Genomic DNA, 17746 nt, shown 5'->3' on the forward strand with positions numbered 1-17746 from the left:
CGAATAGCTGCGATAATTACAAAACATTTCAGGTAAAGACAAAAAAGCGCAAAGAAGAACAGGTCATTCTTCTTTGCGCTGATGTATCGTTGCGGAAAAATATTTAGTGTTGCATTTGCTTGATCACCTCGTCTGCAAACTCGCTGGTTTTAACCAGGGTAGCATCATCCATCAGGTTGTAGAAGTCGATGGTAACACGTTTGCGGGCGATAGCTGTACTCAGGCCATGTACAATGATTTCAGCGGCTTCTTTCCATCCCATATATTCCAGCATCATTACACCGCTCAGGATCACGGAAGAGGGGTTCATGGTGTTGGTGTTGGCAAAGCGCGGTGCAGTACCATGGGTGGCTTCGAATACGGCATAGCCGGTAACGTAGTTGATGTTGGCGCCGGGGGCAATACCAATACCACCTACCGCAGCTGCCAGTGCATCAGAAATATAATCACCGTTCAGGTTCAGCGTAGCTACTACGGAGTAGTCCTGTGGCGCCAGTAGTATCTGTTGCAGGAAGTTATCTGCGATCACATCTTTGATCAGCAGTTTACCTTCTGCCAGTGCTACTTTCAGCTCTCTGTTAGCCGTTTCTTCGCCAGATTCCTTCTTGGTTTTTTCCCAATGTTCCCAGGTGTATACGTATCCACTGAATTCTTTCTCTGCCAGTGCATAGCCCCAGTTTTTGAAACCGCCTTCTGTAAATTTCATGATGTTGCCTTTGTGAACGAGCGTAACAGACGTACGCTTGTGTTCCAGGGCATAGGCGATCGCCGCACGTACCAGTCTTTCAGTACCCTCTATGGATACGGGTTTGATACCCAGTGAAGATGTTTTCGGGAAGCGGATCTTGGTAACACCCATTTCATTTTGCAGGAAGTTGAGCAGCTTTTCAGCTTCGGGGGTACCTGTCATGTATTCAATGCCGGCATAGATATCTTCCGTGTTTTCGCGGAAAATTACCATGTCCACTTTATCCGGACGTTTAACAGGCGAAGGTACTTTGTTGAACCAACGCACAGGTCTTACACAAGCATAAAGATCCAGCTCCTGGCGCATGGCCACGTTGAGGGAGCGGATACCGCCACCTACCGGGGTAGACAGGGGGCCTTTTATAGACACGAGGTATTCCTTCAGAACATCCAGTGTAATTTTTGGCAGCCATTCGCCGGTTTCCTGGAAGGCTTTCTCACCTGCCAGTACTTCTTTCCATTCAATTTTCCGTTCACCACCATAGGCTTTTTCCACGGCTGCATCGAATACACGAACACTGGCTTTCCAGATATCCGGACCAATTCCGTCGCCTTCTATAAATGGTATGATTGGATGTGTAGGGACCTGTAACAGGCCATTGTTCATCGATATTTTTTCTGCCGGCATAAAACAGTTTCTTTATGCGTTACGTAATTGTTGTAATCGGGTGCAAAGGTAACGCATTTCAGGTTAAAGGCAGGCTAACTTTCTTGTATTTATTCTGCTTTTTACTGCCTGTATATAACTTTTTGCTTATGTTAGGATTAATGTTATTTTACTGCATATGCTTTGGTAATAACAAAACCGCAGATACCATGATGACACCCCTCCGTTATCTCGCACTGGGCGATAGTTATACCATTGGTGAAAGCGTTGCCGGTGCGGAAAGCTTTCCTTTTCAAACAGTGGATCTCTTGCGTAGTAAGGGTTACAGGATGATGCCCCCCGATATAGTAGCTACTACCGGCTGGACCACCGGTGAACTGGAACAGGGCATCAAAGCGGCGCAGCTTACCGGCACCTATGATGTGGTGACCTTGCTGATAGGCGTCAATGATCAGTATCGTGGCAGCCCTGTAAATGAGTACCGGCTTGCGTTTACCGTCCTGCTGCAAAAGGCGGTTGCCTTTGCTGGCAATAACCCTTCCAGGGTGGTGGTATTGTCCATTCCCGACTGGGGTGTGAGCCCTTTTGCCGGAAACCGCGACCGCAAAGCCATTGCGGCTGAAATAGATGATTACAACGCCGCTAATAAAGCCGTCGCACAAAGTATGCAGGTACCCTGGCTGGACATCACTCCTTATACCCGCGAGGCTGCCCGCGATCCATCCCTGCTGGCGCCGGACGGACTGCATCCCGCCGGAAAAGCATATGCCAGGTGGGCAAAGGATCTCGCTTTAATGTTGCAACAGGCGTTGCAGCAAGAAAAAAAATAACCTACATTCAGGGAAGAAAACCCGTTTCATGGAAAGCCATATCGTAAAAATATTGTCTGTAACACCGGTTACGCATAATGTAAGAAGATTTACAGTGGAGAAACCACTGGGCTATACTTTTGTACCCGGACAAGCCACTGAAGTTTCTCTCAACAAACCCGGATGGGCGGAAGAACGCCGCCCCTTTACCTTTACAGGATTGAATGATTGGGACCACCTGGAATTTACTATTAAAATATATGATGACCACCATAGTGTAACCCATGAGCTGGGGCAGTTGCAGGCCGGTGATACACTGATCCTGCATGATGTATGGGGCGCCATCCACTACAAAGGCGAGGGCGTATTTATTGCAGGCGGCGCGGGTGTTACCCCCTTCATCGCTATCTTCAGGGCACTGCAACAACAGGGGGAACTGGGAAGTAATCAACTTATCTTCTCTAATAAAACTTCCGCTGATATCATCCTGAAAGAAGAATTTGAACAAATGCTGGGCAAAAACTTTATCAACACACTTACCCAGGAAACCGTTGCCGGTTATGACCATCATATCGTGGATGAAGATTATTTAAAAGAAAAGATCACCAACTTTAAACAACATTTTTATATCTGCGGTCCTGATCCAATGGTACAGCAGCTTAAGGAGATCCTTACCAGGCTGGCTGGTGCAGCGGATCTGGTGACCATCGAAATATAATATACCTGCGTACAGCCATGGGCTGCCAGTAACCGGTGAATGCCCTTTCTGTAGCCCCTCCGCTGCTGAAAGGCAATAACGCCCTCTTTTTCACCGCCTTTTTCCTGTCTTTTACCGGTAATACCTCTTTTTTAGCCTAAAGCCACTTTCACAACTACGCTTGCCATGTTACTTTTGTATCGTAAACATTCAAACAATGGAAAACGAAGATATCATCGCAGCAAAAAGAAAGAGCCGGAACATGGGCGGCGTTATACTGATCATAGTGGGTGCGTGCCTGTTATTACAACGGATGGACCTGGATATTCCATCCTGGGTGTTTTCCTGGCAAACGATCCTGATTGCAGTGGGTATCCTGGTGGGGGTTAAACATAATTTCAGAGGTGGGGGCTGGATTGCCATGATCCTCGTAGGCGGTATCTTCCTGGCCGGGGAAATATTAAGATGGCCTTATAATACCGCCCGCTTTATATGGCCGGTAGCATTGATTGCGGTCGGTCTGGCGATTGTTTTGAAGAAAACATTATTCGAGGATAGCGATTATTGTAAAACAGGATTCAGGCATAAAAACTTTAAGGAGAATCATTATGAAGGATCAGTATCGGACTATAGATCAACATCAGAACACGACTATATCAATAGCTCAGCGATATTCAGCGGGATAAACAAAATCATTTTATCCAAGGACTTTAAAGGCGGCAGTGTATCCTCTATTTTCGGTGGTACAGATCTGAACTTCATGCAGGCGGATATTAACGGTACCGTAGTACTGGATGTAACGGCGATCTTTGGCGGATGCGAAATTGTAGTGCCTTCCAACTGGACCGTGAATGTAGATATCAACACCATCATGGGTGGCATTGAGGATAAACGTCCCCGTGAATTGACTATATCAAACAGCAAAGACAAAATACTCCTGTTGAAAGGCTCCTGTATTTTTGGTGGGGTAGAAGTTAAAAGCTACGCCTGATCCTGTTAATCCTATATCTGACTAACTATCTCAACTTTTTAAATCTTTATTGTATGCATTGGTTTGTTGCTAAAGTAGTTTACCAGATCATCTGCGGAAACGGCAGTCACACTCCGCAATTTGACGAACAATTAAGGCTGATCAGCGCCGTTACTAAAAAGGATGCCTGCGACAAGGCCCGCGAAATAGGGTTACAGGAACAGTATGCATTCAAAAATCAACAACAGGAACTGGTACAATGGAAATTCATCAACGTACCGGAAGTATATACACTCGATCAGCTGACCGATGGAATGGAATTATATTCCCGTATAGAAGAACCCGGAGATCCGAATTCCTATATTGCCTGGCTGCAAATGAAATCAGCTCAGTTACAGGGACAGCAATATTTTGAGTTGAACGTATAAACGCTAAATCTGCTCTTTTGGCAAAACAATTATATACCGGCAATACCTGGTGGGGCTTCATTATCTCTTTTCTCTTTTGGTTGCTCTTATACGGAGGATTGCTCTACTACTGGTTTGATTTTTCATTATGGCAGGCATTTACTGACAGCACCGTGCATGTAATATTGCTGGGTGCTGCCAGTATTGTTATTAGCCGGAACCTGGCCTATTACCGCCCTGCCGGCGGTATGAACAAGGTGTTGTATGTAACGGTGGTGAGTCTTGTGATGGCTGCTTTATGGGTTTTCTTCAGCCACTGGCTGCTGGTCAGGTCATTTGATACGGACTCCGTATATATCAACTGGCTGAATAATGCCGTTCCGACCCACTTCATTGTTGGCTGCATGATGATAGCCGGTATCGGCCTGAGAAGCCAGTTATGGTATGATGAAGAAGAACAGCAGGATGCCAGGAAAAGAAAGGATGATACAGAAAGGATTGTGCGGGAAGCGGAGTTGTATAAGCTGCGGCAGCAATTGCAACCGCATTTCCTGTTCAACAGCCTGAACTCTATCAATGCCCTCATTATGCTGCGTCCGCAGGAGGCCCGGGAAATGGTGTTGAAGCTCTCCGATTTTCTGCGTGGCTCCCTCAAACGGGAAGATGATCACTGGATTTCGCTACCGGAAGAACTGATGTACCTGCAACTTTACCTGGATATCGAGAAGGTGCGTTTTGGTCATCGTTTATCCACCGACGTTATACGCGATGAGGCATCAGAGAAAATGCAGATACCACCGATGCTGTTGCAGCCTGTAGTGGAAAATGCCATTAAGTTTGGCCTGTATGATACAATAGGCGATATTACTATTACCATCCAAGCCTGGGTACAGGAAGGGATGTTATATATACAAGTGCAGAATCCGTTTGATAACGAACTGCAGCAACCCAATAAGGGAACGGGCTTTGGCCTGAGTTCTATCAAGCGCCGGCTTTACCTGTTGTTTGCCCGGCAGGACCTGTTGGAAACAGCGGTCCATGAGCATATTTTTACAACACTGATTAAAGTACCACAAACCCATGATAAAAGCAGTAATAATTGACGATGAACCATTGGCCCGTGAAGTGGTGAAAGAGTTTCTGGTTAACTTTCCGCAGATAGCACTCATGCAGGAATGTAATGATGGATTTGAAGGATTAAAAGCTATTCAGCAACATCAGCCGGATATTATTTTCCTGGATATACAGATGCCCAAGATCACCGGTTTTGAAATGCTGGAACTGGTAGAACCCATGCCGGCAGTGATCTTTACTACAGCATTTGAAGAGCATGCCCTGCGCGCATTTGAAGTGCATGCAGTAGATTACCTGCTGAAACCTTTCTCCCGGGAGCGTTTTGATAAAGCCGTGCAGAAGTGGCTGGACCAGCATACTACCAATAGCACAAACACAGAAGCTTTGCTGGAAACGGCTGCAGCTACACCACAACAAAGCAACCGCGTAGTTATTAAGATCAATGGAAAAATAAAAATCATCCCCGTACAGGATATTCACTACCTGGAAGCAGCAGATGATTATGTAAAGATATTTACCCAGGAAGGCAATTTTCTGAAGAACAAAACGATGTCGTTTTTTGAGAAAACCCTCGACCCGCAACAGTTTACACGGGTACACCGGTCTTATATGCTCAATGTAAACCAGGTAACCCGTATTGATCCTTATGAAAAGGAGAACCACCTCGCTATTCTGCGCAGCGGCGCTAAAGTGCTGGTGAGTAAAACAGGATATCCAAGGCTGAAACTTGCACTGGGCCTTTGACCAGGATTGAAGGATTGACCAGGATTAAAGGATTATAGGATTAATAGGATGGGTGTTTTGTTGTTTGATTTAAATTTTATTAATTCTTTAATCTTATTTATTTCTGTTCAAATGTTCAATCCTGTTTAATCCAATAATCCATTAATCCTGGTCTTCTTTAATATTTTCTGCACCTGTATACCGGTGGCTATTATTTTTTCACCTACGCGTGCTTCATAACTGCAGCTGATTTCATGTTGCTGCACAACTACTATGGTAGCTGTAAAATCCACCTGGCTGCCCAATGGGGCGGGGGAGCTGTGTTCAATGGTGAGCCGGGTGCCTATTCCCTCTTCATCCTCTTCTTTCATTTCCAGTACAAACAAACGGCAGCACCATTCCGCATCACGGGCCAGTGCGAAGGTGGCATATACCGGGTGTACAAGTCCGCTGTCGAAGGAGGCGCAGTCTTCCTGGCGCACAATGCGCGAGAAATGCCGGGTATCACCGGGTTGAAAGAGAGGGCGCATGCAGGATAAGTTTGGTATCGTTAAGTAATAGCAGCTACTGCACAACCAGTACCGGTACTTTTACAGAATGTCTTACCTGGTTGGCTGTTTCTCCGTAGATCCAGTCCTTGATTCCTTTATGTCCATGACCTCCGAGTACGAGGAAGTCGGCTTTTTCTTCTTTTACGATGCGTGCAATTTCTTTGGCGCGATGACGGAAGCCCAGCAGTCCTGTGGCAGTGATGCCACGGGTTCTTAACAAGTTGATATAGGTATCCAGTTGTTCCTGGTCTTTTCGCGTTTCGAAGTCATCAGATTCTTTGCCGAAATATTTGGCAGAAGCACTTTCCACGATATGTATTAAAACATACTCCGTATGTGCGTTACCGTGAGCAATGGCATTGGCGATGATCTGTTCATCTTTTTTACTGAATTCCAGTGCCATGGCGATACGTTTGTATTCCGGTTTTTCCAGTTCCCCCAGCGTGAACTGTGGCGCGTGGATACCGCCGGAAGCTTCCTGCCGGTAGCGGCTGCGCAGCGGGTAGATGATCGTGATGAACAGGAGTGCAATAAAGCCTATGCCTGCGGCGATAATAATTCCATCTACAAAAATATTGCTGTTGCCGGATATATAGCTGATCGCTTCTGTATATACCATACGCATATTAAGATACACCAATAACGCTGCAATAGCCCAACTGAGTACTTTTGTCAGGGGTTTGATGGCATATTTGCCCATCGTATTTTTATCGCTTACAAAATGGATCAGGGGAATAACGGCGAAGCCCAGCTGCATGCTCAGTAGAACCTGGCTGAATACGAGCAATTCACCTACCTTATTATCCCCTGCGATGAGGATGGTGAGCAATGCCGGTACAATGGCCAGCAGGCGGGTGAGCAGCCGCCGCAGCCATGGGTTGATGCGCAGGTGCAGGTAGCCTTCCATCACTATTTGTCCCGCGAGGGTACCCGTTACTGTAGAGCTTTGCCCCGCTGCAATAAGTGCTACGGCAAACAGGATAGGCGCCAGTTTACTGCTGAGTAACTGTTCCAGCAGTTGATAGGCGTCCTGGATTTCTGCAATATCCGTACGGCCGGTTTTAAAGAACACCGTTGCCGCCAGTATCAGGATGGCCGCATTGACCAGGAAGGCGAGGTTGAGGGCGATGGTACTGTCAATGAAATTGAGCTTTATGGCTTGTTTGATACCAGCATCATCTCTTTTTATTTTGCGTGTTTGTACCAGTGCGGAGTGCAGGTAAAGGTTATGTGGCATAACAGTAGCACCAATGATTCCGATGGCGATGTACAGGGCTGTATTGTCCGGGATGCCGGGGATCAGCCCCATCACTACTTCATTCATGGGCGGATTTGCCATCACGAGCTGAATCAGGAAAGAGATGCCCACTACAGCTACGAGAGCAATGATAAACGCCTCCATTTTGCGGATGCCATAACGCTGCAATAGCAACAGGATAAAGGTGTCCAGTACGGTGAGTGATACGCCCCATACGAGTGGTAATCCTGTCAGCAGCTGAATCCCGATGGCCATACCGAGTACCTCTGCGAGGTCGGTGGCTGCAATAGCGATTTCTGCCAGGATATAAAGGATGAAGTTTACGCCGCGGGGGTAAGTTTCCCGGTTGGCCTGCGCCAGATCACGACCGCGAACGATGCCCAGGCGGGCACTCAGACTTTGTAATAATAAGGCCATGAGATTACTCATGAGCAGCACCCACAACAGCTTGTAGCCGTACTGGCTACCGCCGGCCAGATCAGTAGCCCAGTTGCCGGGGTCCATATAACCCACGCTGACGAGATAGGCAGGGCCAAAAAAGGCGAATAGCTTTTTCCACTTTGATTTACCGTTGGTATCTATACTCTGATGTACTTCGCTAAGGGATTTTGAATGACTGGAATCCATGATTCGTAATTCTTTTTAAACGGGTCTTACCATGATATTTTTAGCAACCTGTTCGCTGATGGTAATAGCAGGCTGATGTTTTATAATGATCTCGATTGAGTTATCATATTCGTAGTGGGCTACAATTTCCAATTGGGTGCCGAGTTTGATGCCTTTTGCGTTGAGAAAGGCCAGGAGGGCTACGGATTGATCAGTTACCGCTGTAACAACCAGTCTTTTTGCATTGGCCTGATCCAGGGATGTCTGGGGTCTTGGTTTGGCCAGTTTGCCATGTGCATCGGGGATGGGGTCGCCATGGGGGTCAATCACCGGGTTGCCAAGGTATTCGCTCAGGCGGTTAGTGAGTTTTTCACTGCGCACATGTTCCAGCTCTTCCGCCAGCTCATGCACTTCTTCCCAGCTGAACCGGAGCTTGTCTACAAGAAAGCACTCCCATAGCCGGTGGCGGCGCACAATCTGTAAAGCCGCTTTTCTACCTTCTGCAGATAAAGTGATGCCCTTGTATTTCTCATAATCTATCAGCTTCTTTTCTTTCAGCTTCTTGGCCATATCCGTAATAGAGGCTGGTTTAGTGTCCAGTTCATATGCCAGTGCATTTGTAGTTACCACAGATTCTCCTTCCTGTAACTTATAAATGGACTTCACATAATTCTCTTCTGCGATTGATAAGTTCATACGACCTAAATTATTATTTAGACAAATCTAAATAATAATTCTGAACTTTTCTTCATCCGGTATGTTTTTTGATTTTAGCAGCGCACATATAAAAATTATATCTAACTTTTAGCTCAGAATCAAAATTTGTCATGAAGCGTTACCTGTTATTATTATTGACGATTGGTGTTTTAGTAGCCTGCAAAACCAAGAAGAAACCTGGAAGCGGTGCGGCAGAACCCATGACATTTGAAGATTTTCGGGCGTTGTTCACGCCGGGTGCTTTGCCCTATAAACTAACCGCGGATAGCTTATTACTGAAACAGGCGGATTCACTGGCACTGGACACCGCAGATGTGAACCGGTTTTTAACGGATACGCTGACAAAAGGAGACTTTGCCCGCAACGAACGGGTACGGCTTTTCCCGCTGCAACGTATCACCGGTAGCCTGGTAGACTATATGGTGCTGAAAGCCACCGGAAAGTCGCAATCAACGGGGTATCTATGCTTCCTGGATAAAAAAGGGAAATACCTGAACCGCGTACGTATAGCCAACACCGGTAGTAGCGACGGGGTAGTTACCTCCGTGGTTGTGGATACCAGGAATGTGATCAAGATCAGTACCGAGAAGAGATTAACAGCAAGCCGCTCCGCACTCAAAGAAGATTTCTTTATGGTGGACAAGGACGGGAATACACAGCTGATCATGACTAACTCTAACGGACCTACGACACCCGGACAGATCTTTAACCCGATTGACACCTTACCACGTAAGCACAAGTTTTCCGCTGACTATACCTCCGGAGATATGAACATCGTATCTATCCGTGATGATGAAGACGCCAAATCATTCCAGTTCTTTATTACTTTCTCAAAAGATAATGGTAACTGTAAAGGAGAAATCAGTGGTAAAGGACATTTTTTAGCAGGCAACAGGGGAGAATTTAAAGACAAGGAATCTTCCTGTGGTATTGCGTTCCAGTTTTCGGCCGGCAGGGTGAGCATCCGTGAAACCGGTGGCTGCGGTGCCTATCGTGGTATTAAATGTTTTTTTGAAGGGGGCTTTGTAAAGAAAGTGGAAAAGAAGAAAAAGAAATAAGATAGGTTAATGTAAAATAAAAGCAGCCGGCCCGTTTACTTCGGGCCGGCTGCTTTATTACTGCAAACATTTTCTGATCCTGTTCTCTGCCTCACTTACCATATCAGCAATATATTCAGCGGCATGCGGTTTAAACCTGTCCTGCATCATAAATTCCCGGTATCTTTTTTCATTTGCATGCAGGTCTGCTACTTGTTTCACTAATGCAGCGATGTCGCCTTCTTCTTCATAAAACAGGATAGCATCCTTGTTCAGCACTTCCGGTTCCGGATTATTGTTGCTTCCCCAGTAAACCGGTATGCAGCCTCCCCAGATAGCTTCAAATACCTTTTCTGTGACATACCCTTCCTTGTTGGTATTTTCGGGGCAGATATTAAACTTGTAACTGTTCAGAAAAGACAGTTTATGATCGTTATATTTTTCTTTCAGGGCATTGGTGTTATTAAGGTATATGCCGCCGCTATCCACTTGCTCAATGTTGCTGAGTGTTTCCATTAACAGGGTGCGGATACCATTTACATCATGACTGCAAACCAGGGAACAAAATTGTTTGTCCGGTTTGTAGCCGGTCCGGATGGAAGTGGTGATGTGCGCCAGTTGTTTTTTGATCGCTGTATAATTGCAATCCGGTTTAAAAAGATAGAGGATCCATAATGGAAAACGTACATAGTCCGGATGATCCGTATAATCAAACCCCATTGACAGATCTACGGTGCCGAAGCAACAATCTTCGTATTGGGGAAACCGGATCAGGTTTTCACCGGAGAAAAAAACTTTTGTACCGGCGGGGCTTTTTCCGATATGAGATTTTTCGCCAAAAACAGAGGAGAATGACAGCACATTGTCGGGTGTAAGCTGGTCTTTAAACCGGTCAGCAGCAAATTTATGCAGCCACAAATCGGCGGTGTTTTCGTGTGGCCAGAAATTCAGCATTTCAATATTTGCCGTAGTAGGGCTGAACTTATAACCCGTTTTTTTCTCTTTTATGCCTACACCAATATATTTGAGCAACGTTTTTAGCATAGCTGTTTTACGCGTGTTATAATCGTTTCATTTTATAAATAGAGCACTATTCCAATCGTTCTGGTATCAAAGATACGTTGCATAGTTTTATAATGGTGTTTAGGAGATGGTCGGTAAACCTGTGGGAAAGGCTTAAAATAAATAAGCCGTCTCAAAAGAATGAGACGGCTTATTTGGTGGGAGCTACTGGATTCGAACCAGTGACCCTCTGCTTGTAAGGCAGATGCTCTGAACCAGCTGAGCTAAGCTCCCTAAAAAAGATCTTTAGTAAAGTTGAAGTGTGGGAGCTACTGGATTCGAACCAGTGACCCTCTGCTTGTAAGGCAGATGCTCTGAACCAGCTGAGCTAAGCTCCCTAAAAAAGATCTTTAATAAAGTTGAAGTGTGGGAGCTACTGGATTCGAACCAGTGACCCTCTGCTTGTAAGGCAGATGCTCTGAACCAGCTGAGCTAAGCTCCCTTTTTTCTTCGATTCATGCGAACCTTTCGTTCGATGGGATTGCAAAGGTATAAACTATTTTTATTCTACCAAATATTTTTTCAAACGGTAAGGGGAAGATGGCTTCAAACCCTTTTATGCAAAGAGTTTGAAGCAACTGTAAATTATTTTTTTTGTAGATACATATGATTAAAAGTGTGTACAAAATCAGTAATTATTCGTCTTTCGTTTTGGGTCCTTTAAAGATTCTTTTCACCACTTTACCCAGTTTATTCAGGTTGGCCAACTGTTCCTGTATAGGCGCCAACGTTAGGTCATCCAGTTGTATACCGCCATCGGGGTAATCAACTTCTGTTTGTTCTGGGTAGAGCAGAATCACGTTATTATCTTTAAAATGACGGCTTACCCTGCCTGGAATGCCGTCCATATAAGCATTATAGGATAAAGTACTTTTGCGTGCCGTTACCACCACTACCAGGTCGTCGCGGGTAACTTCCCTTGACAGGATGAGAAAGTCTTCGATGGTATCAAACTGTTTGAAAGTAAGCTCTATGCTCATCTTTGACTGTGCGGTAAAGGCTTCTACAAAGGTTTGTGTTTTGCTGTTGGTAAATACTACCAGTTTTGCACCTGCCTGTTTAGCGAGCATGAACATTTTCTGTAGATAATGCAGGAAACCCAATTCATACTCTGTGTTGGGAGGTAGTACCAGTACCATTTTTTTAGTAGTATTCAGCGGGTACAGGAAATTACATACGTATACCGTTTCCCATACGCTTTGTAGTACGTTGTCCATGGTAGTACCGAAGATGGTACCGAACCAGCGGTCTGTTGTACTCGTTTTATCTGTCCAGCCCAGGATCACATCACTGACCATGAGCTCTTTGGTAGCGCGTGCAATGCCATCAGATACGTTGAGGTCAATCCGGGTAACCACCTGTACGTTGCTTTCCGTAGCCGCAGCATGGATTACCGCCTTCTCCATCATTTTGTTGGTAAGATGGACCTTTTCCCGGGCCTCGTCATTATCCTGTACAATAGCCAGTGGATAGATCGGAGTGGTAGCGTGGGTGTCTTTGATCATCACGGCAAAGTCGAGCAATGATTCAATACGATCGGGATTGGAAATAGGTACCAGTATACGTTCAGGCTGGTCGGGCATTTCCGGTTGCCGTTCCGCCTCCTGGATAGCCAGTCTGCGGCCGGCGCTCTCAGTAACGAAAGACCCTACCATACAGGTGATCAGGATCAGCACTACGGTACCGTTCAGTACGTGTTCATCAACGATGCCCATATTGAAACCGATCAGGATCACGGCAATGGTAGCGGCAGCATGCGCACTACTCAAACCAAAGATCACATTACGTTGCGTGCTGCTGTATTTAAAGATCAGCTGTGTAAAAAATGCGGCCAGCCATTTGCTGGTGATCGCCATAAGCGTCAGCGCCCCGGCAATGATCAGGGCTTGCGGCCCATTCAGTAATACGCGCAGGTCTACCAGCATGCCCACACTGATCAGGAAGAAAGGAATGAACAGCGCGTTGCCTACAAACTCGATACGGTTCATTAAAGGCGACGTATGGGGGATGAGCTGGTTCAGCGCCAGCCCCGCCAGGAACGCGCCGATAATGCCTTCCACGCCGGCCAGTTCGGCCAGAAATGCGGAGGCAAATACCAGTGCCAGTACAAATATGAAATGGGAGGTCTTGTCGTCTTTGATCTTCTTAAAAAACCATCTTCCCAGCATCGGCATCAGCCACAGGATGATGGCGGCAAAAATAGCCAGGGAGATACCCAGGCGTATCCAGAAATAAGTATTCAGGTTACCTGCCTGCGCACCGGTAATAATGGCCAGGATCAGTAACACTGCTGTATCGGTAATGATGGTACCACCCACTGCCACGGTAACGGCCTCATTTTTTGTGATACCCAGGCGGCTGGCCAGGGGATAAGCCACCAGTGTATGTGTGGCAAACATGCTGGACACCAGCAAAGTGGCCATGAAATTGAATTGCAGCACATAAGTACATACCACAAAGCCCAGCATCAGCGGTATGAAAAAGGTAAGCGCCCCGAAAACCATGCTACGGTAACGGTTTTTAAGGAACTCGGTCATGTCCAGTTCCAGCCCGGCCAGGAACATGATATATAATAAGCCAGCATTGCCAAACAGGTCAATACTTCCTTTTTCAATGATCTTGAAACCGTGATCACCGATCAGCATACCGGCCAGGATCAATCCGATGATGCTGGGGATGCGGAATTTACGCAGGATGATAGGCGCCAGCAGTATGATGAATAAAACCAACGCAAAAATAGGTACCGGATCCTTCAAGGGTAAGGAAGTATCCAGTAATAAAACCGAGCTAGGAACCATATAACTTTTTTTTATTTTTTTATTTAGCGATTTTGGGATTTTGTTGGAAGAAGTGGTCTTCTCCGGAAGCAAAATATCTAAATCGTTAAATAATCAAATCTCTAAATAACAAATCTCTTCCTTCAAATATGGATAAATTAACGAATAATCCATGTAATTTCGCGTAAAGCTTTTTTAAAAAATGGGCGAGCAGACAAATACAGAGGTATTTACAAAGGAACTGGAAGACTTGCTGGTAGCGGAAGATGAACAATTTCCCTTCAGCCTGATCGTGTGGAATGATGAAGTAAATACATTTGATTGGGTGATTTCCTCCCTGATAGAAGTATGTGGTCATAGTCATCAGCAGGCAGAGCAATGTGCCCTGATCATTCATCATAACGGCAAATATGCCGTCAAACAAGGGGAATACCTGAAACTGCGCCCGCTGTGCGAAGCTCTCCTGGAGCGGGGTATCAGTGCTACTATTGAAGAAATGGCCGATAAATAGCTGTTGGCTACCAGCATTTAGTTTTCAGCTATGCCTGTTTTTCAACTCAATGAACAAATCATTTTTCCTCCTGTGCAGCTGTCGGAATCCGACGGCCTGCTGGCTGTGGGCGGAGATCTTTCAGTAGAAAGATTATTGCTCGCCTATCATTCGGGTATCTTTCCCTGGTATGATGAAGCACCTATTCTTTGGTGGAGCCCCGACCCCCGATTCGTTTTATTTCCTGCCGACCTGAAGGTGTCTGCTTCCATGAAGCAGTTGCTGCGGAAGAACCGTTTCCGGATTACCTTCAATGAGGACTTTGCCGGTGTAATAGCCCGCTGCAGCCGTATTCCCCGGGCAGGACAAGCAGGTACCTGGATCACGCCCGAGATGCAGGAAGCCTATATCAGGCTGCATAAAGCCGGTTATGCTTTGTCGGCAGAATGTTGGGAAGATGATCGCCTGGTAGGAGGGCTCTATGGTGTTAAAACCGGCGCCTTCTTCTTCGGGGAGTCTATGTTCAGCGATGTGAGCAATGCCTCCAAAGCAGCCTTTATTACTTTTGTGCAGACCTATGGAGATGAACTCACCATGATAGACTGCCAGGTACACACAGATCACCTGGCCTCCCTGGGCGCGGGATTTATTACCCGGGAAGAATTTTTACAACTCCTCGATTTTTCGTAACTTCTACATCTCCTTACCCCATATTTCTTGCATTAAAAATTACCATCATGAAAAAAGTAATGTTATTGCTGACTGCCGTCGCGTTCTCCGGCTTCATTGCCCCCCGACACCATGCTGTAAAGGATGACAAAACACTCCTGATAGAGCAATTGCAACAAACCAAAGACAACCTCCTGAAAGATGTAGCCGGACTCACCGACGCGCAGCTGGAATACAGGACTGCAGCGGATCGCTGGTCTATTGCCGAATGTGTGGAACACATCACGCTGGTAGAAAAAGCGATGATGGATGGAGAACAGGACATGGTGAAGCAGCCCGCCAACCCGGAAAAAAGAAAGGATATTAAGATCACAGATGAAAGTCTGTTGAAAATGATGGGAGACCGTAGCCATAAAGTGAAGGCCCAGGAAGCGATGTTGCCGAAACATAATTACACTACTCCGGGAGACGCCATCACCGCATTTACCGCACAACGGGATAAACTGATTGACTATGTTACGAACACCAGCGACGACATGCGCAATCATGTAACGGATAATCCGTTTTTCGGGCCAGTAGACGCTTATCAGGTGTTACTAATGGACGCCGGACATACCAACCGGCATACACAACAGATTGAAGAAGTAAAAGGAGATCCGGGATTTCCGAAATAGGCTTTATCTCAGTTCCCAGTCAATAAGCTGGTTCACCCATTCCTTTCGGTAAGGGGTGGTGACTTTGATATAATTATCCGTATAACCTTCCATCATACCGTCTTTACCATGAGATTCAAACAGCACTTTCCGGGTCTGGTTCAGGTGCTGCTCAGTAAAGAACTGTAGCTTTTTATGGCTCAGGTTGCGCAGTAATTTATTGCGCTCATGACGGATATTGACCGGTACTACCGGCTTAATATCCAGTGCCGGTGTATTGGGGCGTTCTGAATAAGTAAAAACGTGCAGGTAAGATACGTCCAGGCCATGCAGGAAATCGTAGGTGTCCTGGAAATGGGTGTCACTTTCAGCCGGGAATCCTACAATCACATCCACACCTATGGAGCAATGCGGCATGAACTGTTTGATCAGCGCCACTTTTTCCGCATACAGCTCACGGCGGTAGCGGCGGCGCATTAAGCCTAATATTTCATTGTTGCCGCTTTGCAATGGAATATGAAAATGCGGCATAAACTTGTGGCTGTTGGCTACAAATTCAATGATTTCATTGCTGAGGAGGTTGGGTTCTATGGAAGAGATGCGGTAGCGTTCTATACCGGCTACTTTTTCCAGTTCCTGTACCAGCTCATAAAAAGTTTCTTCTCTTTTCTTCCCGCCTTCCATGCCTTTACCGAAATCGCCGAGGTTTACGCCGGTGAGTACAATTTCTTTTACACCGTCTGCTGCCAGCTTTTGGGCATGGTCTACCACATTGATAACACTATCGCTGCGGCTTTTACCTCTGGCCATGGGGATGGTGCAGAAGGTGCAGGTATAATCACAGCCATCCTGTACTTTCAGGAAGGTACGGGTACGGTCGTTGAGAGAATAAGAAGCGTGGAAGGTGTTTACATCTTCAATATCACAGGAGCATATTTTGGTACTGTCTCCTTTGGTAAGTGTTTTCAGGTGTTCCGCAATATTGAACTTTTCCGCTGCACCCAGTACCAGGTCAACCCCTTCAATAGAAGCGATTTCCTGTGGTTTCAGCTGTGCATAACAACCGGTGATCACCACCATGCTTTGCGGGGCGCGGCGTTGAATGCGGCGTACCAGCTGCCGGCATTCTTTATCAGCGTTATCTGTTACGGAGCAGGTATTGATAACATATACATCTGCACTATTATCAAAATCTGTTTTTACAAACCCATCCTGTTCCAGTAACCTGCTCAAAGTGGAGGTTTCTGAAAAGTTCAGCTTACAGCCGAGTGTATGAAATGCTACTGTTTTTACCTGTTCCATAAAGGAGGGCAAAGGTAGCAACTTTTTATGTCATAGTCAGGTCCGGAATTTTGACTATTTTACGCAGCTTTTCTATACTATATGAAGTCATTACAAAAATACCTGCCGGTTTTATTATTGGCCCTGCTGCTTTTTGCCGGCTGGCATAAGGAATGGTGGAAAGGAACTGTTCCTCCTCCTGCCATAGGTAGCAAGCCTGTAGCAACCAGGGCACCCAAAACAGCGGCCACCGTTTCCGGCGGGGAGTTGAACCGATATGCCCAACTGGAATATACCAGGCATGCCATTTGTCGGATGGAGTGCCGTCATGTGACGAAGGCAGAAGTACAGGAAATCCTGGCCGAAGGTAGGATCAATCCTGAAAAATCCGATCCCAACGACCGTCCGTGTCCTACCTATGCACTGGAAGGCTACTCTACAGAAGGCCAGCACCTGCGCATCGTATTTGCTCCCTGCGATGAAAACAATATGAAGGTGATCACCTGTATAGATCTCGACAAGGACTGGAGCTGCCATTGCGAGTAAGTACGAATTCGCAATCCGCAATTATTATCGTAGTTTTCAGGCTCGTTTAAACCATTTTCAGGGCG

At 46.2% G+C, this 17746-nt stretch carries 18 protein-coding genes and 3 tRNA genes; 11 read left to right on the plus strand and 10 right to left on the minus strand.

What is annotated here, in order from left to right; translation table 11 throughout:
- Nucleotides 1-103: 103 nt before the first annotated feature.
- Nucleotides 104-1375: an NADP-dependent isocitrate dehydrogenase gene (gene icd, locus ABQ275_RS02955; protein WP_349316778.1), complete on the minus strand. Its 1272-nt coding sequence runs from the start codon at nucleotides 1373-1375 to the stop codon at nucleotides 104-106.
- Between the two features lie 188 nt (nucleotides 1376-1563).
- On the opposite strand from icd, the gene ABQ275_RS02960 reads away from it, so the two are divergent.
- The 6 genes from ABQ275_RS02960 to ABQ275_RS02985 all read left to right on the plus strand — a co-directional run bounded on the left by ABQ275_RS02960 (nucleotide 1564) and on the right by ABQ275_RS02985 (nucleotide 6055).
- Nucleotides 1564-2184 carry an SGNH/GDSL hydrolase family protein gene (locus ABQ275_RS02960; protein ID WP_349316779.1) on the plus strand — a complete coding sequence of 207 codons (621 nt, stop codon included), beginning with the start codon at nucleotides 1564-1566 and terminating at the stop codon, nucleotides 2182-2184.
- 28 nt (nucleotides 2185-2212) lie between these two features.
- Nucleotides 2213-2881, plus strand: coding sequence for an FAD-binding oxidoreductase (locus ABQ275_RS02965; protein WP_349316780.1), 669 nt, complete (start codon nucleotides 2213-2215; stop codon nucleotides 2879-2881).
- A gap of 196 nt (nucleotides 2882-3077) precedes the next feature.
- The gene (locus ABQ275_RS02970; protein ID WP_349316781.1) at nucleotides 3078-3851 is read left to right on the plus strand and encodes a LiaF transmembrane domain-containing protein; all 774 of its coding nucleotides are present in this window, start codon (nucleotides 3078-3080) and stop codon (nucleotides 3849-3851) included.
- 53 nt (nucleotides 3852-3904) lie between these two features.
- A complete protein-coding gene (locus tag ABQ275_RS02975) occupies nucleotides 3905-4258 on the plus strand; it encodes a DUF4288 domain-containing protein (RefSeq protein ID WP_349316782.1) in 354 nt (117 codons plus the stop codon).
- Between the two features lie 17 nt (nucleotides 4259-4275).
- Nucleotides 4276-5340, plus strand: coding sequence for a histidine kinase (locus tag ABQ275_RS02980; protein ID WP_349316783.1), 1065 nt, complete (start codon nucleotides 4276-4278; stop codon nucleotides 5338-5340).
- Nucleotides 5318-6055, plus strand: a complete 738-nt coding sequence (locus tag ABQ275_RS02985) for a LytTR family transcriptional regulator DNA-binding domain-containing protein (RefSeq protein ID WP_349316784.1) — start codon at nucleotides 5318-5320, stop codon at nucleotides 6053-6055. The genes ABQ275_RS02980 and ABQ275_RS02985 overlap by 23 nt, the downstream gene beginning before the upstream one ends.
- 125 nt (nucleotides 6056-6180) lie before the next feature.
- Here ABQ275_RS02985 and ABQ275_RS02990 read toward each other — a convergent pair whose 3' ends face one another.
- From ABQ275_RS02990 to ABQ275_RS03000, 3 genes are read right to left on the minus strand one after another with little or no spacing between them, the layout of a single operon-like run.
- Complete coding sequence (locus ABQ275_RS02990; RefSeq protein ID WP_349316785.1) at nucleotides 6181-6564, minus strand: thioesterase, FlK family; 384 nt, start codon at nucleotides 6562-6564, stop codon at nucleotides 6181-6183.
- 34 nt (nucleotides 6565-6598) lie between these two features.
- Nucleotides 6599-8470, minus strand: a complete 1872-nt coding sequence (locus ABQ275_RS02995; protein ID WP_349316786.1) for an Nramp family divalent metal transporter — start codon at nucleotides 8468-8470, stop codon at nucleotides 6599-6601.
- A 15-nt stretch (nucleotides 8471-8485) separates the two neighbouring features.
- The gene (locus ABQ275_RS03000; RefSeq protein WP_349316787.1) at nucleotides 8486-9145 is read right to left on the minus strand and encodes a metal-dependent transcriptional regulator; all 660 of its coding nucleotides are present in this window, start codon (nucleotides 9143-9145) and stop codon (nucleotides 8486-8488) included.
- 131 nt (nucleotides 9146-9276) lie between these two features.
- Between ABQ275_RS03000 and ABQ275_RS03005 the strand changes: the two genes are divergently transcribed.
- Nucleotides 9277-10224 carry a hypothetical protein gene (locus ABQ275_RS03005; protein WP_349316788.1) on the plus strand — a complete coding sequence of 316 codons (948 nt, stop codon included), beginning with the start codon at nucleotides 9277-9279 and terminating at the stop codon, nucleotides 10222-10224.
- 57 nt (nucleotides 10225-10281) lie between these two features.
- Here the strand turns inward: ABQ275_RS03005 and ABQ275_RS03010 are convergent, their stop codons facing one another.
- The 5 genes from ABQ275_RS03010 to ABQ275_RS03030 all read right to left on the minus strand — a co-directional run bounded on the left by ABQ275_RS03010 (nucleotide 10282) and on the right by ABQ275_RS03030 (nucleotide 14063).
- Nucleotides 10282-11247 (minus strand): glycosyltransferase family 10 domain-containing protein, encoded by a 966-nt coding sequence (locus ABQ275_RS03010; protein WP_349316789.1) that lies wholly within the window; start codon nucleotides 11245-11247, stop codon nucleotides 10282-10284.
- Nucleotides 11248-11421: 174 nt separating this feature from the next.
- Nucleotides 11422-11499, minus strand: a tRNA-Val gene (locus ABQ275_RS03015).
- A 29-nt stretch (nucleotides 11500-11528) separates the two neighbouring features.
- Nucleotides 11529-11603 (minus strand) — tRNA-Val (locus tag ABQ275_RS03020).
- Nucleotides 11604-11632: 29 nt separating this feature from the next.
- A tRNA-Val gene (locus tag ABQ275_RS03025) sits at nucleotides 11633-11707 on the minus strand.
- Nucleotides 11708-11900: 193 nt separating this feature from the next.
- Nucleotides 11901-14063, minus strand: coding sequence for a cation:proton antiporter (locus tag ABQ275_RS03030; RefSeq protein ID WP_349316790.1), 2163 nt, complete (start codon nucleotides 14061-14063; stop codon nucleotides 11901-11903).
- Nucleotides 14064-14244: 181 nt separating this feature from the next.
- Between ABQ275_RS03030 and ABQ275_RS03035 the strand changes: the two genes are divergently transcribed.
- The 3 genes from ABQ275_RS03035 to ABQ275_RS03045 are packed head-to-tail and all read left to right on the plus strand — an operon-like array spanning nucleotide 14245 to nucleotide 15875.
- Complete coding sequence (locus tag ABQ275_RS03035) at nucleotides 14245-14553, plus strand: ATP-dependent Clp protease adaptor ClpS (protein WP_349316791.1); 309 nt, start codon at nucleotides 14245-14247, stop codon at nucleotides 14551-14553.
- Nucleotides 14554-14583: 30 nt separating this feature from the next.
- The gene (gene aat / locus ABQ275_RS03040; RefSeq protein ID WP_349316792.1) at nucleotides 14584-15222 is read left to right on the plus strand and encodes a leucyl/phenylalanyl-tRNA--protein transferase; all 639 of its coding nucleotides are present in this window, start codon (nucleotides 14584-14586) and stop codon (nucleotides 15220-15222) included.
- Between the two features lie 47 nt (nucleotides 15223-15269).
- Nucleotides 15270-15875, plus strand: coding sequence for a DinB family protein (locus tag ABQ275_RS03045; RefSeq protein ID WP_349316793.1), 606 nt, complete (start codon nucleotides 15270-15272; stop codon nucleotides 15873-15875).
- Nucleotides 15876-15878: 3 nt separating this feature from the next.
- Here ABQ275_RS03045 and mtaB read toward each other — a convergent pair whose 3' ends face one another.
- Nucleotides 15879-17156 (minus strand): tRNA (N(6)-L-threonylcarbamoyladenosine(37)-C(2))-methylthiotransferase MtaB, encoded by a 1278-nt coding sequence (mtaB, locus tag ABQ275_RS03050; RefSeq protein WP_349316794.1) that lies wholly within the window; start codon nucleotides 17154-17156, stop codon nucleotides 15879-15881.
- 81 nt (nucleotides 17157-17237) lie between these two features.
- Here mtaB and ABQ275_RS03055 point away from each other — a divergent pair, with 81 nt between their 5' ends.
- Nucleotides 17238-17681, plus strand: a complete 444-nt coding sequence (locus ABQ275_RS03055) for a DUF4258 domain-containing protein (RefSeq protein WP_349316795.1) — start codon at nucleotides 17238-17240, stop codon at nucleotides 17679-17681.
- Nucleotides 17682-17746 lie beyond the last annotated feature (65 nt).

It is taken from the genome of Chitinophaga sp. MM2321, from assembly GCF_964033635.1.
GTDB lineage: Bacteria > Bacteroidota > Bacteroidia > Chitinophagales > Chitinophagaceae > Chitinophaga.

Excerpts from the sequence above, each read along its gene's own strand:
- icd (WP_349316778.1), bottom strand. The coding sequence starts at position 1,375 with ATGCCGGCAGAAAAAATATCGATGAACAATGGCCTGTTACAGGTCCCT.
- ABQ275_RS02960 (WP_349316779.1), top strand. The coding sequence starts at position 1,564 with ATGATGACACCCCTCCGTTATCTCGCACTGGGCGATAGTTATACCATT.
- ABQ275_RS02965 (WP_349316780.1), top strand. The coding sequence starts at position 2,213 with ATGGAAAGCCATATCGTAAAAATATTGTCTGTAACACCGGTTACGCAT.
- ABQ275_RS02970 (WP_349316781.1), top strand. The coding sequence starts at position 3,078 with ATGGAAAACGAAGATATCATCGCAGCAAAAAGAAAGAGCCGGAACATG.
- ABQ275_RS02975 (WP_349316782.1), top strand. The coding sequence starts at position 3,905 with ATGCATTGGTTTGTTGCTAAAGTAGTTTACCAGATCATCTGCGGAAAC.
- ABQ275_RS02985 (WP_349316784.1), top strand. The coding sequence starts at position 5,318 with ATGATAAAAGCAGTAATAATTGACGATGAACCATTGGCCCGTGAAGTG.
- ABQ275_RS02990 (WP_349316785.1), bottom strand. The coding sequence starts at position 6,564 with ATGCGCCCTCTCTTTCAACCCGGTGATACCCGGCATTTCTCGCGCATT.
- ABQ275_RS02995 (WP_349316786.1), bottom strand. The coding sequence starts at position 8,470 with ATGGATTCCAGTCATTCAAAATCCCTTAGCGAAGTACATCAGAGTATA.
- ABQ275_RS03000 (WP_349316787.1), bottom strand. The coding sequence starts at position 9,145 with ATGAACTTATCAATCGCAGAAGAGAATTATGTGAAGTCCATTTATAAG.
- ABQ275_RS03005 (WP_349316788.1), top strand. The coding sequence starts at position 9,277 with ATGAAGCGTTACCTGTTATTATTATTGACGATTGGTGTTTTAGTAGCC.
- ABQ275_RS03010 (WP_349316789.1), bottom strand. The coding sequence starts at position 11,247 with ATGCTAAAAACGTTGCTCAAATATATTGGTGTAGGCATAAAAGAGAAA.
- ABQ275_RS03030 (WP_349316790.1), bottom strand. The coding sequence starts at position 14,063 with ATGGTTCCTAGCTCGGTTTTATTACTGGATACTTCCTTACCCTTGAAG.
- ABQ275_RS03035 (WP_349316791.1), top strand. The coding sequence starts at position 14,245 with ATGGGCGAGCAGACAAATACAGAGGTATTTACAAAGGAACTGGAAGAC.
- aat (WP_349316792.1), top strand. The coding sequence starts at position 14,584 with ATGCCTGTTTTTCAACTCAATGAACAAATCATTTTTCCTCCTGTGCAG.
- ABQ275_RS03045 (WP_349316793.1), top strand. The coding sequence starts at position 15,270 with ATGAAAAAAGTAATGTTATTGCTGACTGCCGTCGCGTTCTCCGGCTTC.
- mtaB (WP_349316794.1), bottom strand. The coding sequence starts at position 17,156 with ATGGAACAGGTAAAAACAGTAGCATTTCATACACTCGGCTGTAAGCTG.
- ABQ275_RS03055 (WP_349316795.1), top strand. The coding sequence starts at position 17,238 with ATGAAGTCATTACAAAAATACCTGCCGGTTTTATTATTGGCCCTGCTG.